At 63.1% G+C, this 14,637-nt stretch carries 13 protein-coding genes and 1 pseudogene; 9 read left to right on the forward strand and 5 right to left on the reverse strand.

Annotated elements, in window-relative coordinates:
- The first annotated feature begins 12 nt into the window (after positions 1–12).
- The 6 genes from urtA to KBY73_RS01810 all read left to right on the forward strand — a co-directional run bounded on the left by urtA (position 13) and on the right by KBY73_RS01810 (position 5,737).
- Complete coding sequence (gene urtA / locus KBY73_RS01785; RefSeq protein WP_254935382.1) at positions 13–1,305, forward strand: urea ABC transporter substrate-binding protein; 1,293 nt, start codon at positions 13–15, stop codon at positions 1,303–1,305.
- A 97-nt stretch (positions 1,306–1,402) separates the two neighbouring features.
- Positions 1,403–2,560: an urea ABC transporter permease subunit UrtB gene (locus tag KBY73_RS01790; protein WP_254935617.1), complete on the forward strand. Its 1,158-nt coding sequence runs from the start codon at positions 1,403–1,405 to the stop codon at positions 2,558–2,560.
- Between the two features lie 3 nt (positions 2,561–2,563).
- Positions 2,564–3,706 carry an urea ABC transporter permease subunit UrtC gene (gene urtC, locus KBY73_RS01795; RefSeq protein WP_254935383.1) on the forward strand — a complete coding sequence of 381 codons (1,143 nt, stop codon included), beginning with the start codon at positions 2,564–2,566 and terminating at the stop codon, positions 3,704–3,706.
- 20 nt (positions 3,707–3,726) lie between these two features.
- Positions 3,727–4,476: an urea ABC transporter ATP-binding protein UrtD gene (urtD, locus tag KBY73_RS01800; protein ID WP_254935618.1), complete on the forward strand. Its 750-nt coding sequence runs from the start codon at positions 3,727–3,729 to the stop codon at positions 4,474–4,476.
- Positions 4,477–4,490: 14 nt separating this feature from the next.
- Positions 4,491–5,225, forward strand: a complete 735-nt coding sequence (gene urtE / locus KBY73_RS01805; RefSeq protein WP_254935384.1) for an urea ABC transporter ATP-binding subunit UrtE — start codon at positions 4,491–4,493, stop codon at positions 5,223–5,225.
- A gap of 38 nt (positions 5,226–5,263) precedes the next feature.
- On the forward strand, positions 5,264–5,737 hold the full coding sequence (locus tag KBY73_RS01810; protein WP_254935385.1) for a hypothetical protein: 474 nt from the start codon (positions 5,264–5,266) through the stop codon (positions 5,735–5,737).
- Here the strand turns inward: KBY73_RS01810 and KBY73_RS01815 are convergent.
- From KBY73_RS01815 to queC, 4 genes are read right to left on the reverse strand one after another with little or no spacing between them, the layout of a single operon-like run.
- Complete coding sequence (locus KBY73_RS01815) at positions 5,707–7,227, reverse strand: APC family permease (protein WP_254935386.1); 1,521 nt, start codon at positions 7,225–7,227, stop codon at positions 5,707–5,709. The genes KBY73_RS01810 and KBY73_RS01815 overlap by 31 nt on opposite strands.
- A 7-nt stretch (positions 7,228–7,234) precedes the next feature.
- On the reverse strand, positions 7,235–8,101 hold the full coding sequence (locus KBY73_RS01820) for an aminotransferase class IV (RefSeq protein WP_254935387.1): 867 nt from the start codon (positions 8,099–8,101) through the stop codon (positions 7,235–7,237).
- Positions 8,098–9,435: an anthranilate synthase component I family protein gene (locus KBY73_RS01825; protein ID WP_254935388.1), complete on the reverse strand. Its 1,338-nt coding sequence runs from the start codon at positions 9,433–9,435 to the stop codon at positions 8,098–8,100. Before KBY73_RS01825 ends, KBY73_RS01820 begins: the two co-directional genes overlap by 4 nt.
- Positions 9,432–10,088: a 7-cyano-7-deazaguanine synthase QueC gene (queC, locus tag KBY73_RS01830; RefSeq protein ID WP_254935619.1), complete on the reverse strand. Its 657-nt coding sequence runs from the start codon at positions 10,086–10,088 to the stop codon at positions 9,432–9,434. Before queC ends, KBY73_RS01825 begins: the two co-directional genes overlap by 4 nt.
- Before the next feature lie 123 nt (positions 10,089–10,211).
- Here queC and KBY73_RS01835 point away from each other — a divergent pair, with 123 nt between their 5' ends.
- Positions 10,212–10,730, forward strand: coding sequence for an ecotin family protein (locus KBY73_RS01835; RefSeq protein WP_254935389.1), 519 nt, complete (start codon positions 10,212–10,214; stop codon positions 10,728–10,730).
- Here KBY73_RS01835 and KBY73_RS01840 read toward each other — a convergent pair whose 3' ends face one another.
- Positions 10,731–11,387, reverse strand: coding sequence for a 7-carboxy-7-deazaguanine synthase QueE (locus KBY73_RS01840; RefSeq protein ID WP_254935390.1), 657 nt, complete (start codon positions 11,385–11,387; stop codon positions 10,731–10,733).
- A 254-nt stretch (positions 11,388–11,641) separates the two neighbouring features.
- Between KBY73_RS01840 and KBY73_RS01845 the strand changes: the two genes are divergently transcribed.
- Together KBY73_RS01845 and KBY73_RS15100 are read left to right on the forward strand one after the other, a co-directional pair.
- Positions 11,642–12,412: a peptidylprolyl isomerase gene (locus KBY73_RS01845; protein WP_254935391.1), complete on the forward strand. Its 771-nt coding sequence runs from the start codon at positions 11,642–11,644 to the stop codon at positions 12,410–12,412.
- A 1,181-nt stretch (positions 12,413–13,593) separates the two neighbouring features.
- Positions 13,594–14,478, forward strand: a pseudogene (locus KBY73_RS15100) (ABC transporter transmembrane domain-containing protein); the annotation flags it as partial.
- Positions 14,479–14,637 lie beyond the last annotated feature (159 nt).

The raw sequence follows: 14,637 nt of genomic DNA on the forward strand, positions 1-14,637 counted from the left end.
GTAGGAGTTTTTATGAAGTCTTCCCTGATGCGCAAAACCACCATGCGTTATGTCGCTGGTGCTACGGCGATGGCAGCCAGCCTCTCGTTGGTGGCCTGCGGCGGCGGCGAAAAAGCCTCTGGCGATTTTGACGGTGAAGTGAAGGTGGGGATTCTGCATTCCCGCTCCGGCACCATGGCCATCTCCGAAAACACGGTGGCTGAAGCCGAGTTGATGGCGATCGAGGAGATCAACGCCAAGGGCGGGATCACCATCGATGGCAAGAAGCTGAAGATTGTTCCCGTCGAAGAAGATGGTGCCTCTGACTGGCCCACCTTTGCTGAGAAAGCTAAAAAACTGATCGATCAGGATCAGGTGGCTGTTGTGTTTGGTGGCTGGACCTCAGCTAGCCGCAAGGCGATGTTGCCGGTGTTTGAGGCCAAGGATCACTTCCTCTTCTACCCGATTCAATACGAAGGTCAGGAGTGCTCCAAGAACATCTTCTACACCGGTGCCACCCCGAACCAACAGGCTGAGCCGGCGGTCTCCTGGCTGCTCAAGAATAAGGGCAAAGACTTCTTCCTAGTGGGCTCCGATTACGTGTATCCGCGCACTGCGAACACGATCATGAAGGAGCAACTCAAGGTTGAGGGCGGTAATCTGGTGGGTGAGGACTACCTGCCACTTGGCAACACCGAGGTGGCGCCGATCATTGCCAAGATCAAGCAGGCCCTGCCCAAGGGTGGTGTGATCGTTAACACGCTTAATGGCGACAGCAATGTCGCCTTCTTCAAGCAGATGAAGGCTGCTGGCATCACCCCTGCCAATGGCTACTCGATCATGAGCTTCTCAATTGCTGAGGAGGAGGTTGCGGCAATTGGCCCCGAGTATCTTGAAGGCACCTATGCGGCCTGGAACTTCTTCCAGAGTCTCGACACCGCGGCTTCCAAGAAGTTCACTACTGATTTCAAGGCCAAGTACGGCGAGAATCGGGTCACCAACGACCCGGCTGAATCCGCTTACAACATGGTCTACCTCTGGGCCGCTGGAGCGGAGAAGGCCAATAGCGTTGATGACAACGCAGTGCGCAAGGCGCTAATCGGTGTGACTTTCGATGCCCCCCAGGGCAAGATCGAGGTGCAGCCCAATCACCACACCACCGAGCTGGTGATGATTGGTGAAGTCCAAAAGGACGGCATGTTCAAGATCATCGAAGACAAGGGTGTGCTTAAGCCAATTGCCTGGAACCAGTTTGTTCCAGAAACCAAGGGTTACACCTGCGATTGGACCCAGGATCGTCCTGATGCTGGCAAGTTCAAGATGTGAGCCTTCGGCTTGCCCATTGACTTCAGATCGGGGGAGCTTGTCTCCCCCTTTTCACTTCGTTTTTATTTTTTCCTCTTGCCGAGCCCTGTTGGGCGCCATGGATCTTCTTTACGACACACTCTTCAATGGCCTAGCCATCGGTTCTGTACTGGTGCTGGCCGCCCTTGGCTTGGCCGTTGTCTTTGGCTTGATGGGGGTCATCAACATGGCCCACGGCGAGTTGATGATGCTCGGCGCTTACACCACCTTCGTGGTGCAAAACCTATTTAAAAATGGACCCCTGGAGGGTCTTTTCCCCATCTACATTTTGGTGGCGATACCACTTGCTTTTTTAGTGAGTGGCCTGGCGGGCTTGCTGCTGGAAAAAACCGTGATTCGGCGCCTTTATGGCAGACCGCTGGAAACTCTCTTGGCCACCTGGGGGGTAAGCCTGATTTTGCAGCAATTTGTGCGCTCGGTTAGCAGTGCTTTTGTTGTGGGGCTTGTGGTGGCCGTGGCTCTTGGCTTGGTAGTGCCACGGTTGTGGCCCAGCTCCTGGGCTCAACGGCGCTGGACCCCATTGCTTGGAGTGGCTAGCTGGGTTATTTCTGGCCTGCTTGGCATCATTCTGGCCTCCGGACTGGGTGGTGTTCGGGTGCTGGATCAGCCCTGGTTTAGCGCTCGCAACCTAGACGTCACTGCTCCCCTGTGGTTGCGTGGCTCGGTTGAACTTGGCGGTGTCAATATGCCAACGGCACGCCTGTTCATTGTTGCTCTTACGGCGATTTCACTTGTGGCGGTGCATTGGTTTCTGCAGAAGAGCGTCTGGGGTATTCGCATCCGGGCCGTTACCCAAAATCGCTCAATGAGTGACTGCTTGGGTATTCCCACCGAAACCGTAGATGCACTCACCTTTTTGGTGGGATCGGGCTTGGCTGGAGTGGCTGGAGTGGCTGTGACTTTGCTTGGCTCGGTGGGCCCAAACCTCGGCGGCAACTACATCGTTGACTGCTTCATGGTGGTGGTGTTGGGAGGGGTTGGCAAACTTCTCGGCACGGTTGTAGCGGCCCTGGGTATCGGAGTGCTCAGTTATGTGATCGGTTCAGGCTCCCTACTGCTGCTCTGGCCAGCCATGCCAGCCGGCCTCAATGAGCTGATCACATTTTTTGCCACCACCTCGATGGCAAAGGTGCTCGTGTTTGCCCTGATCGTCGTGTTCCTGCAGTTCAGGCCCGCTGGCCTGTTCCCGCAGAAGGGACGGCTGGTGGAGGCCTGAACCATGGCGAAATTGCGCACCTGGTTGCCTTGGCTGCTGCTTGTGGCAGCAGCGTTGGTCTTGCCGGCAATCCTGCCGCCCTTCCGGCTCAACCTGCTGGGTCGGTTTTTGTCGCTTGGAATCGTAGCCCTGGGTATAGACCTGATCTGGGGTTTTACTGGCATGCTGAGCCTGGGTCAGGGCATCTTCTTTGCCCTAGGTGGCTATGCCATTGGCATGCATTTGCAGCTTTTATCTCTAGCGCCTGGGGAGTTGCCAGAGTTTTTCGGGCTTTATGGGGTCAAGCAAATCCCTGTTTTTTGGCAGCCGTTTCAGTCGTTTCTGTTTACGGGATTGTGCATTTGGGTGTTGCCTGCCCTAGTGGCTGGTGTGCTTGGTTATCTGGTTTTTCGCAATCGCATCAAAGGGGTCTATTTCTCGATTCTTACCCAGGCGGCCCTGCTGGTCTTTTTCAACTTTTTTAATGGCCAGCAGAAGCTGATTAATGGCACTAACGGCCTCAAAACCGATACCGCCCGGATCTTGGGTGAGCTGGTGGGCAGTGATGTCATGCAGCGCAATCTTTTTTGGCTCACTGTGGCGTTGGTGATCGCTGCGTGGTTGCTCTGCCGCTGGCTCACCCGTGGTCGCTTCGGCGATGCCTTGATCGCCATCCGTGACGACGAGCCGCGGCTGCGTTTCACCGGCTACAACCCCACTGCCTACAAAACCCTGGTGTTTGCCATTGCTGGAGCCATGGCTGGCGTGAGTGGTGCGCTGTACACCGTGCAGTCCGGCATTGTGTCGCCCCAATACATGGCCGTGCCTTTCTCGATTGAGATGGTGATTTGGGTGGCAGTGGGTGGCCGCGGCACCTTGATTGGAGCCGTGCTTGGTGCCGTTTTGATCAACTACGCCAAGAGCTTGGTGAGTGAACAACTGCCGGAAACCTGGCTGTTTATCCAGGGTGGTTTGTTCCTATTGGTGGTCACGGCGCTGCCTGATGGGTTGGTGGGCTGGTGGCGTCAGGGTGGCCCGCGCCATATCCAGGCCATGGTTGGCTGGCCACCATTGGCGCCCACCTATCCAGGCTTGGATCTCGACCCTGCGGCGCAGGCGGAGCGCCAGGCGTTTCGGTCCGATCTTCCTCCTGGAGGTGCTCCATGACTGCGTCTAATAGCGCTCAATTGGTCGCCCCGTTGCTGGAGCTACGCGGGGTAAGCGTCAGCTTCGATGGTTTTTGGGCCCTCAACGATCTCAACCTCTCCCTGGCACCCGGTGAGCTGCGGGCCGTGATCGGCCCAAATGGGGCGGGTAAAACCACCTTCCTTGATGTGATCACAGGCAAGGTGCGCCCCACCAAAGGCGACGTGGTGTTTCGGGGGCGCTCGTTGTTAGGCATCGCTGAGCACCGCATCGCTCGGCTAGGCATTGGGCGCAAATTTCAGACGCCGCGCGTCTACCAAAACCTCAGCCCTCGCCGCAATTTGGAGCTGGCTGTTAAAGGCAGCCACTCACCCTTCAAGCTGTTGTTTGGCAGCCTCGATAGCCGTCAGCGCCAGCGCGTTCAAGAGTTGCTGGCCGTGGTTGGCCTCGAGGCCCATGCCTCCCGGCGGGCCGGCAGCCTTTCCCACGGCCAGAAGCAGTGGCTTGAGATCGCCATGTTGCTGGCCCAAGACCCTTATGTGCTGCTGGTGGATGAGCCGGTGGCCGGCCTTGCCGAGGAGGAGACCGAGCGCACCGGTGCATTGCTGCGCAGCCTTGCTGGCGACCACACCGTGCTGGTGATCGAACACGACATGGACTTCATCCGTGAGCTCGATTGCCCTGTGACCGTGCTTCATGAGGGTCACGTGCTTTGTGAGGGCACGATGGAGACGGTGCAGAGCGATCCCCGCGTGATCGAGGTTTATCTCGGTGTTGAGGACGACGTATGACTGCTTCTGCCACCATGACCACCCCAGCCCAGGGCGAATCCAGCCGCTTGTTGAGCGTGCGCGGGCTCAATGTTTATTACGGCGAGAGCCACATCCTGCGCAACGTCGATCTATCGATTGCGCCTGGTCAGATGGCCTGCCTGATCGGGCTCAATGGAGTTGGCAAAACCACCCTGCTGAAGTCGATCATCGGCCTAGTGCCCCAGCGCAGCGGTTGCATCGAGCTGGCAGGCAGCGACTGCGGCGGCCTGGCCCCCCACCGCCGCGCCCGGGCTGGCATTGGCTATGTGCCCCAAGGGCGGGAGATCATTCCCCAGCTCAGCGTGCGCGAAAACCTGCTGCTGGGTCTGGAAGCCCTGCCGGGGGGTATGGGTCGCCATCGCCATATTGACCCGCTGGTGTTTGAGCTGTTCCCGGTGCTGGAGAAGTTTCTGGCCCGCCGTGGCGGCGACCTCTCCGGTGGTCAACAGCAGCAGCTGGCCATCGCCCGGGCCCTGCTCGGTAAGCCCCGTCTGCTGCTGCTCGATGAACCCACTGAGGGCATTCAGCCATCGGTGGTGCTCGACATCCAGCGGGCAGTGAGCCGGATCATTCGAGAGACGGGGATTTCGGTGTTACTGGTGGAACATCACGCCAGCTTTGTGCGCCAATCCGACTCTTATTACGCCATGCAGAAGGGCGGCATTGTGGCCAGTGGCGCCACGGCCGATCTCAGCTCGGAGATGATCCAGCGCTTTTTGAGCGTTTGAGGCTAGAAAGAGGCTGATCAAAGTCATACAGAAATTTGATGCGCGCTTCCCTTGTGGCGGCCTTCGCGGCCGGTCTGTGCAGCACCACCCTGGTTGCTGGTTTGGCGCCAGCCCAGGCCCAAACCTGCCAGTTCTTAGCGCCGGTGGGTGGCGATGGCGTCACCAACGTCATCACCAAAACGATTGGTGCAGGCAATCCCTTTGGCCGGCCCAATTGGAACACTGATTTCTTTGTGACCCAGCCCTACGGCAGCTACAAGTTTTTCTTCACCGCCAACTCCTCGGTGAGCGCCACGTACCCTATTCAGGGCTATCTCAAGTTCACTGACGGCTCCAGCTTGCAGGTGATCAATGAGTCGTTTGCACCCCAGATGGGCACCGGCCGCATGTGGGGCCCCTTCCCCGCCATTCCCGGCAAAACCGTGAGCCAGCTCAATTTTAAGATTGGAGCCAGCGCAGACCAGGCGGCTACTGGTTTCACCTATCGCATTTCCACCATGGGTTGCAACTGAGCTAGTCGGGAGCTGGTGGCGATCGGAAATACCACTAAGGCCCAGCTAGCTAGCGCAGCCAGCTGGGCCAAGAGACCCAGCGGCACTGAGGTGATGGCCACGATGCCGCCGAGGTACAGAAACCACCAAAGTCCATGACGTAGCTGCTGACGATCGGCAAGGGCAAACAGCCCGGCCGGCACCAGCACGATCAGGCTGGCTCCTCGCAGGGCGCTGGTGCCGCACCAGCTGATCGCCCAGGTGGCCAGCACGAAGGCGGAGCTGCACCAGACACCGGCCCATGGCAATCGGTAGGCCCGTTGGGTATCGGGCAACTGCTGGCGCAGGGCTATCAGGCTTACCGGGCCCATGGCCAGGGCGATCACCAAGGTGGCGGTGAGGAAGCTCACCACGGTTTGCCAGCTGGGGCCGTTGAGCAGCATCAACACCCCCATGGCCAGGCTCACTAATAGGGCAACTGAGGGCACGGCCTGGCGGTTGAGCCGCCCAAAGCTGCTGGGCAGCAGCCCGCAGCGCCCCATCATCCAGCTCACCCGCGCCGAGGCGCCCATGTAGGCCATGGCCGTGGCGCTCGGGGAGATCACCGCATCTAGCAGCAGCAGCCGCGCCACCCAGCCCAGACCCAGGCCCATGGCCAGGGCCACCAGGGGTCCGCCGTGGGCGGTGAGCTCAAGCCGGCCCCAGCCGCCAGCTAGTTGGTCGGGGGGGATGGATACCAGGAAGGCCAGCTGCAGGATTAGGTAGATGCCAAGGGAGATGGCGAGACCAAGGGCCATGGCCAGGGGCACGGTGCGCTGGGGCCGGCGGGTTTCGCCGGCCAGATCCATGGCGGTGCGAAAACCCAGCAGCGAAAACAAAATTCCGCCGCTGCTGATAGCCGTCACCATGCCCCGCAGGGTTTCGCCCGGGGGTAGGCGGCTGGCGGCGAGATTGCCCCAGTGGCCCGAAGCCAGCATCAGCGTGACCGAGATCACCAGGGGTATGGCCAGCTTCCAGGCGGTGAGCCCGTCGATCCAGCGGGCTAGCCAGCCCACCCCTGCCAGGTTGATCCAGGCCAGCATTGCCAGCAGGGCCGTGGCCAGGGCTAGGCCCGGACCGCTGAGCACCTGGCCGCTGCCCCCATCGGCCGTCAGCCAGGGGAAGCTGCTGGCTAGGTATTGCATCACCGCCAGCACCTCGATGGTGGGCAGGGCCAGGTAGGCGATCCAGGCGCTCCAGCCGCCGATGAAGCCGGCGGTGCGGCCGTGACTGAGCAGGGGGATCTGGGCCAGGGCGCCGGAACTGCTCACCAAGGAGCCCAGTTCGGCAAATACCAGGGCCAGGCTGAAGGCCAACATTCCGCCCAGTAGCCAGGCGCCGAGGGCTGCTGGGCCGGCACTGCGGGCGGCGTAAAAGGGGGCAAACAGCCAGCCTGAGCCAATAGTGCTGGTCACTACGGCGAGGGTGAGGCTGCGCAGCCCCAGCTGGCGCGAGAGTTCGGAGTTGGTCATCGACGGGTCATGGGCTGGCCTGCAGGAGTTGTCGCCAGAACGTCTCTGGCTTCTGATTGCCGCCGCCAGATGGAGCGGAGTTAGCTATCGGCAGGGCGCCCAGGTGGCTGATCGGCCGGCAGCCCAGGCTGTTGATCAACATGGCCGCCTCCCAGCTGGCCAGATCTTGCTCGTTGACCGGGGCTTCAGTGATCAGGCCCCGATCCAGACCCCGCTGCCGCATCACCCCAGGCAGGCAGCCGCTGCTCAGGGGCGGGGTGATCCAGGAGCCCCCGCTGCACACCAGCAGGTTGGCGCTGGTGCCGCAGCAGAGGCCGCCGGCGGAGCTGGCCAGCAGGGCGTCGTCGGCGCCGGCCTCCAGGGCCTGGCGGCGGGCCTGGATCGAGGCCCCGTAGGCGAAGCTCTTGCAGCGGCTCAGCAGGCTGGTGGCGCTGCGGGTTTCGGTGGCACTAACGATCACTCGCACCGGCTCAAAACACGGTTTGAAGGCACTGAGCTGCAGCCAGAAGCTGGGGCTGTTGATGCAGGGCGGGTCGATGCCCCGTGCACCGCTGCCGCGGCTCCAGTTGAGCCGCAGGGCGCCGCTGCTGCCAGGGGCCTTGCCGATGCCGCTGCGCTCGATCGCTGCGGCGATCAGGGGCTGCACGGTCGCCGCTCCTGGCGGTGGCGGCAGCCCCAGCAGCGCCGCCGAGCTCTGCCAGCGACCCAGGTGTTCCCCCAGCAGCCAGGCTTGACCTGCTTCCACCAGCAGGGTTTCAAACAGGCCATCGGCCAGCAGCAGGCCCCGGTCGCTGATCGGCAGGGTCAGGGTCTGCGGTGTGCCCCAGCGCCCTTGCCCGGTGCCGTCGCCCAACCAGGCGATCGGGGCGCTCATGCCAGGGCCTCCAGCAGCGGTTGCAGTTTCCAGCCCAACTCCTCGGCTTCGGCGGCGGGGTCGGAGTCGGCCACGATGCCGCAGCCGGCGTGGGCCCGTAGGCGCTGGCCGCGCAGCAGCAGCGAGCGGATCAGGATGTTGCTGTCGAACTGGCCGTCGACCCCAAGCCTGAATAGGGAGCCGCAGTAGGGCCCCCGCGGCACCGGCTCGAGGCCATGCAGGCGCTGGCAGGCGCGGATCTTGGGGGCGCCGGTGATCGACCCGCCTGGCCAGCAGGCCCGCAGCAGATCAACCGTGTCGAACCCCGGCTGCAGCTGGCCCCGCACCACCGAGGTGAGGTGGTGTACCTGGCGGTAGCTCTCCAGCCCCACCAGCTGGGGCACCTGAATCGAGCCTGGCTTGCACACCCGGCCCAGGTCGTTGCGCAGTAAGTCGACGATCATCACGTTCTCGGCCCGGTCCTTGGGGCTGGTCACCAGGTCGGCGGCGGCGTCGGCATCGGCGTCGGTATCGCCATGGCGCGGCCGGGTGCCCTTGATCGGCCTGGTTTCCACCTGCCCGCCCTCCCCCACCCGTAGGAACCGCTCCGGTGAGGCCGACAGCACCGCCTCCCCCGCCGCCGCGCCGCCGGCGATCGCCAGGCCAGCAAAGGGGGCGGCGCATAGCTCGCGCAGGCGGCCGTAAAGGCCGAGGGGATCGGCGGGGCTTGTTAAGGAGTGCTCGCAGCAGGCGGTGAGATTGGCTTGGAAAAGATCGCCGGCGGCGATCCAGGCCAACACTTGCTCCACCTGGGCGGCAAAGCGCTCCGGTGGGGTGTGCCAGTGCCAGGAGGCTGGCGCGATCGCGGCCGGGGATTGGCTCGCTGGCGCGGTGCCTAGATCAAGCCGCTCCAACAGGGCAGCGAAGCTGCTCAGCCGCGCTGGGTCTTGACCCTCGAGCCACTGCTGCTGGCTGCCATGGTCAAACACCAGCACCGGGTCGTGGCGGGCAGCCCAGAGCAGGGCCATGTCGGGCGACTGCCAATGGGGTGCCGGCTCCACCCAGGCCCCGGCTTCGTAGCTGAGCCAGCCCATCCAATGGCCGCCGCCAGCGGCTAGATCGGCCAGCAGCGCAAAGGGATCACTGGCGCCGGCCTCCCCCGGCAGGCCGCGGCAGATGCGCTGCTCCAGGGGCGCCAGGCCAAGGCGGCTGCAGGGGCCCTGGGCGCTGCCATCGCTATCGAGCCACACCAGACCTTCCCTACCCAGCTCGGCCGCCAGGGCTTGCACTAGGGGCCAGGGATCCCGCCAGGGCAAGGGGTGATATTGGGGCTCGCGGTGCCGGGGCGGGCTCATGCCCCAGCTGCCAGCAGGGCGGCATCGCGGATGCGGCAGCTGTCGCACACGCCACAGGGCCGCTCGCCGCCCTCGTAGCAGCTCCAGGTGCGCTCGATCGGCACGCCGAGCCGCCGGGCCTCTTGCACGATCCGGGTTTTGCTCCAGGTCACCAGGGGTGCCCAGAGCTGGGCGCCGTGGCCTTCGCGGCCGGCCTTGCTGGCAAGATCAGCCAGGCTCTGGAAGGCTTCGAGGTAGTCGGGACGGCAGTCGGGGTAGCCGGAGTAGTCGACAGCATTTACGCCCAGCACCAGCTTCTGGGCGCCGCGGGCCTCAGCCAGGCTCAGCGCCAAGGCGATGAACACGGTGTTGCGTCCCGGCACATAGGTGCTCGGGATCACGCCCGCCTCAACCCCGGCGCTGGGCACGGCGATGGCGGTGTCGGTGAGGGCGGAGCCACCCCAAGCGGCCAGATTGACGGCGATGGTGTGGTGTTCAGCCAGCCCCAGGAGCGGTGCCAGTTCGGCGGCGGCTTGCAGTTCGCGGCGATGGCGTTGGCCGTAATCCAGCGACAGCCCGATCACCCGGTAACCGGCTTCGATCGCCAGGGCCGCGGCGGTAGCCGAATCCAGGCCGCCGGAGAGCAGGGCGATGGCGAGGGGTGGGCCAGGCATGGGTGCGGCAGACACGGCTACTGGGCTGGCGATGGCGTTGAGGAGCTTGTACAGAAGTACATCTTCCCCAATGCCAGCGCCGCTTGCGGCCGCCACGATGGCCATAACCGTTGATATGGGGATATGGATTTGGCCAGGGGCATCAAGAACGCGGCGCTTGTTTTGCTGCTCGCTGCGGCGCCCGTCTCGGCGGTACCCCGGCTCGATCTCTCCAGTTACCCGAAAGTCGCTGCCGGCGACCGGCGCTGGGTGATTCAGCTGCCGGGGGTGCTGCCCCCCAACTCCGATGCCGCCCTGTCGTCAAACCCCGCCGACTGGCGGGTGCAGTTGCTGGTGGGACAAATGGTGCAACTGGATTGCAATCGCCAGATGTTCGGCGGCAAGCTCCGCGCCGTGAAACCCGCCCAGAAGGGTGGACCGGTGATCTATCGGGTCACGGATGTGGGGCAGTTGGCCTCCACCCGCATGGCCTGCCCGGCGGACCAGCCGCGCCGCCGCGGCTTTGTGCCGATGGCCGGTAAGGCGTTTGTGGTGCCCTACAACGCCAGTCGCCCGATCGTGGTCGATGCCCCCCGGCCGCTGGAGCTGCGCTGGCGTCTGTGGAAGGCGGAGGTCCAGGAGCGCCCGGCCAACCTGCTCTGATCAGCGCAATCCCAGCAACTTGTGGCTCTGCAGGCTGAGCCGCCATTGGGGGTTGCGGCGCACGTAATCGATCGCCAGGGTCTGGCCGGCTGGGCAGTCCCAGCCCGGTTGCAGCAGCAGTTGGGGGCCAGGGCTCCCGCCGCGCGCCTCCCGGGCCTGGGCGGCCATGGCTTGGGCGAAGGCCAGATCGGCGGCCTCGTGCACCACCACCTTGAGCTCCTGGCAGACGGCCAGCAGCTCTGCGGTGGGAGGGCGGTGGCGCTTTGGCGAAAGGGTGATCCAGGCGAAGCGGCCGCTGAGTGGATCCACGCCGCTGGTTTCCAGGTGCAGGGGCAGGCCCGAGGGCTCCAGGGTTTGGCAGAGCGGGCCAAGGTTGTGGTGCAGCGGTTCACCGCCGGTGATGACAACAAAAGCGGCACCGGCTTCGGCGGCGGCCGCGGTTGCGGCGGCTAGTGCGGCCAGGGATTGCTGGGGGTGCGCTTCGGCCGGCCAGGAGTGTTTGGTGTCGCACCAGGGGCAGGCCACCGCGCAGCCCCCCAGGCGGATGAAGAAGGCGCTGCGGCCGGCGTGCAGGCCTTCACCCTGCAGGGAGTGGAAGGTTTCCACCACTGGCAGGGCACTTGCTGGCAGCGAATCGGCGGCCAGGGGCTGGGGCACCGGGCTTAGGGGAATGGAATTGCCAGATTGGTCTAGCGCTTGGCTTTCCTTTTGGTGTGGAGTGCTTGTGTGCGGGGGAGCCCAAGCCAATGGCGCTTTATTTGCATCTGTTTGTAATTAGGACTTGTTAGAGCTGAGCAAAGCCATAAACTATATTGATAGAATAATTGATATGCATTGGATAGCTTTGTGCGGTTTCGCAAAGTCGCGCAACCGCTTTATTCTTTCTAAATCGCTCAAGAGCACGCTTATTTATGTCTGCTGAGTCTCAAGAGAGTCCTACCGTTTCGCTCCAAGACTTGGCTCGCCTCGGTTTGCTTGAGCCCTACGTGCAAGCTAATTTGCTGGCCTTGGCGGCTAGCGATGTTGCTTTAAGCGATGAGCAAATAGATGCGGCTAGGCAGGCTTTTTGTCGTCAGCACCAAATCCGCGACGGTGAGGCCCTCAAGGCCTGGGCTATAGCCCGCATGCTCAGCCCCGCCGCCCTTGAGGCGCAGATGCGGCAGCCCCTGCAGCTGCAGCTTCTCTGCCAGCGTGATTTCTCCGCCAAGGCAGAAGCTCGCTTTCTGCAGCGCAAGAACCAGCTCGATCGCGTTGTCTACAGCCTGCTGCGTCTCCGCGATGGTGGTCTCGCCCGCGAGCTCTACTTACGTATTGATGATGGCGATGCCAACTTCGCCGATCTAGCGGCCCGCTACGCCGAAGGCCCCGAGCAGGCCACCCGCGGCATTGTTGGCCCGGTGCCCCTCACCCAAGCCCACCCTGCCTTAGTTGATCGTTTGCGCACCGCTCCCCCTGGCGTAGTGCTCGAGCCCTTCCAAGTCGAATCCTGGTGGCTGGTGGTGCGGCTCGAAAGCCTTACTTCCGCCACCTTCGATGAGGCCACTGCCGCCCGCATGGCTCAAGAGCTGTTCGAGCAGTGGATCTCAGAGCAAGTTGAACGACGTCTTGCCGATCTGCGACCCCTGACTGAATTGGCCGTGTCCGGCGATGCGGGCCAGAACGCCAGCCCAGGCTCATCATGAATGCCATGGACGATTCCGCCCCTTTGCAGCTGCCCGCCCATCCCGCCTTTGCCGGGTTGTCGCACGCCAGCGCCGAGCGTTTGCAGCTGCAGCTCAGCCTGCGTCGGTTTGCTGTTGGTGATCCCCTTTGTCTTGGGGGCTTGATTCCATCTGAGATTCTGCTGATCCAATCCGGCACAGCTCGCTTGCTGGTGCGGGACCAGGGCCGCCTGCGCACCGCAGAAAAGCTGGGACCGGGCAGCTTTGTGGGCCTGGCCTCCCTGTTGCGAGCTGCTCCCTGTGAGGAGGTGAGCGCTGGCTCCGAAGTGGAGGCCCTGGTGCTGGCCGATTCCCTGATCCTGGAGCTGCTGACCAGCGAACCCTCCTTCGCCCAGTGGTGTGGCTCCCACTTATTTACCGCTGAATTGGCAGCCCTACTGGCCCTGCTGCTTGAGCAGCACCCCCAGGCCCGCACTTCGATCCAGGAGTTGCTGGATCAGGCCCGCCCCCAGGCCCGACTGGTGCCGCCTGAGCCTGCTGCCCTAGCTGCCCTGCCGATTGAGTTCAGCTTGCTGGCCGCTAGCCACAACTTGCTCGATCACCCCCTCGGGGCAGCGCTCAATCCCCGCCAGGGTGTGCCGGCTGCCACCCCACCACTAGCGCCACGCCTGATCGCCCTGCCTGCGGAGCTGCTGGCGCCGGTAGCTCCAGTGCTGGAAGCAGAGCTGATGCCGGAGGGTTCCGGCAGCTCCGGCCAACCTGCCGGCTCCAATCCGCCTTTGGCTTCAGCCCTGGATCTGGGCCAGCGGGACCGCACGGCTCTGCAGCTGCTGCGCGGCAATGGCCCCCTCGAGGAAACCCTCGCCTGTTTCCAGATGCTGGCGGCGGAGCTCAAGCTGCCCTTCCGCCGCGATGCGATCGAGAAGATCCTGCGCGATGTGCTGCGCCGCGGCCAGACGCCCGACCTGCAGCTCTGCGGCAATCTCGCCGCGATGATGGGTTTGCACGTAAGCGGCGTGCGGGTGCCTGCCAATCAGGGCACGCGCCTGCAGACCCCGGCCCTGATCCCATGGCAGGGCGGGTTTGCCGTGGTCCGGGGCGCCAATGCGCGAGGTTTGCTGCTGGCCTCCCCGCGGCAGGGCTGGGTGGAAATTCCCCCCGACCAGCTTCCTGAGGCTTTCCCAGACGGCATCGATGTGCTGATGCTGGAGCGCAGCTCTGCCACCCCCGAGCAGCGCTTTGGTTTTGCCTGGTTCTGGCCAGCTCTGCAGCGCTACCGCGGCATCCTCACCCAGGTGCTGATCGCCTCCTTTGTGGTGCAGCTGTTCAGCCTGGCCAACCCCCTGCTGATTCAGGTGATCATCGACAAGGTGATCAACCAGCGCAGCCTCGATACTTTGCAGGTGCTGGGCTTTGCCCTGGTTGTGGTGACCTTGATGGAGGGTTTGATCGGCGCCCTGCGCACCTTCCTATTCAGCGAAACCACTAATCGCATCGATCTGCGTCTCGGCGCCGAGGTGATCGACCACCTGCTGCGGCTGCCGCTCAATTACTTCGACCGCCGTCCCGTGGGTGAACTCGGCACCCGTATTGCTGAGCTGGAGAAGATCCGTAATTTCCTCACCGGTCAAGCGCTCACCACCCTGCTCGATACGGCCTTCTCGGTGATCTATATCGCCGTGATGCTGCTTTACAGCTGGGTACTCACCTTGATCGCCCTGTGTGTGCTGCCGATTCAGATCGGTCTCACCGTGCTGGGCGCGCCCCTGTTCCGCCGTCAATACCGCGATGCGGCCCAGGAGAACGCCCGCACCCAGAGCCACCTTGTTGAGGTGCTCACCGGCATCCAGACGGTGAAGGCCCAGAACGTGGAGATGATCAGCCGCTGGAAGTGGCAAGACCTCTACGGCAAATACATCTCCCGTACGTTTGAAAAAACCATCACCGGTACGGCCCTTACCGAAACCTCCCAGGTGCTGCAGAAGCTCTCCCAGCTGCTGGTGCTCTGGGTAGGCGCCTCTTTGGTGCTCTCCGGCGACATGACCCTGGGCCAATTGATCGCCTTCCGGATCATCTCTGGCTACGTCACCCAGCCTTTGTTGCGGCTCTCTTCGATCTGGCAGAGCATCCAGGAGCTCAAGGTTTCCTTTGAGCGCCTTGCTGATGTGGTCGACACCCCGGAGGAATCAGATGAGGCTGATAAGCAGAAGATTCCTCTGCCGCCCATCGCCGGCGAGGTGCGTTTC

The organism is Cyanobium sp. Tous-M-B4, from assembly GCF_024345395.1.
In the GTDB taxonomy this organism is placed as follows: Bacteria; Cyanobacteriota; Cyanobacteriia; order PCC-6307; family Cyanobiaceae; genus Cyanobium_A.

Excerpts from the sequence above, each read along its gene's own strand:
- urtA (WP_254935382.1), top strand. The coding sequence starts at position 13 with ATGAAGTCTTCCCTGATGCGCAAAACCACCATGCGTTATGTCGCTGGT.
- KBY73_RS01810 (WP_254935385.1), top strand. The coding sequence starts at position 5,264 with ATGCGCGCTTCCCTTGTGGCGGCCTTCGCGGCCGGTCTGTGCAGCACC.
- KBY73_RS01790 (WP_254935617.1), top strand. The coding sequence starts at position 1,403 with ATGGATCTTCTTTACGACACACTCTTCAATGGCCTAGCCATCGGTTCT.
- KBY73_RS01835 (WP_254935389.1), top strand. The coding sequence starts at position 10,212 with ATGGATTTGGCCAGGGGCATCAAGAACGCGGCGCTTGTTTTGCTGCTC.
- KBY73_RS01845 (WP_254935391.1), top strand. The coding sequence starts at position 11,642 with ATGTCTGCTGAGTCTCAAGAGAGTCCTACCGTTTCGCTCCAAGACTTG.
- queC (WP_254935619.1), bottom strand. The coding sequence starts at position 10,088 with ATGCCTGGCCCACCCCTCGCCATCGCCCTGCTCTCCGGCGGCCTGGAT.
- KBY73_RS01815 (WP_254935386.1), bottom strand. The coding sequence starts at position 7,227 with ATGACCAACTCCGAACTCTCGCGCCAGCTGGGGCTGCGCAGCCTCACC.
- KBY73_RS01820 (WP_254935387.1), bottom strand. The coding sequence starts at position 8,101 with ATGAGCGCCCCGATCGCCTGGTTGGGCGACGGCACCGGGCAAGGGCGC.
- KBY73_RS01825 (WP_254935388.1), bottom strand. The coding sequence starts at position 9,435 with ATGAGCCCGCCCCGGCACCGCGAGCCCCAATATCACCCCTTGCCCTGG.
- urtC (WP_254935383.1), top strand. The coding sequence starts at position 2,564 with ATGGCGAAATTGCGCACCTGGTTGCCTTGGCTGCTGCTTGTGGCAGCA.
- urtE (WP_254935384.1), top strand. The coding sequence starts at position 4,491 with ATGACCACCCCAGCCCAGGGCGAATCCAGCCGCTTGTTGAGCGTGCGC.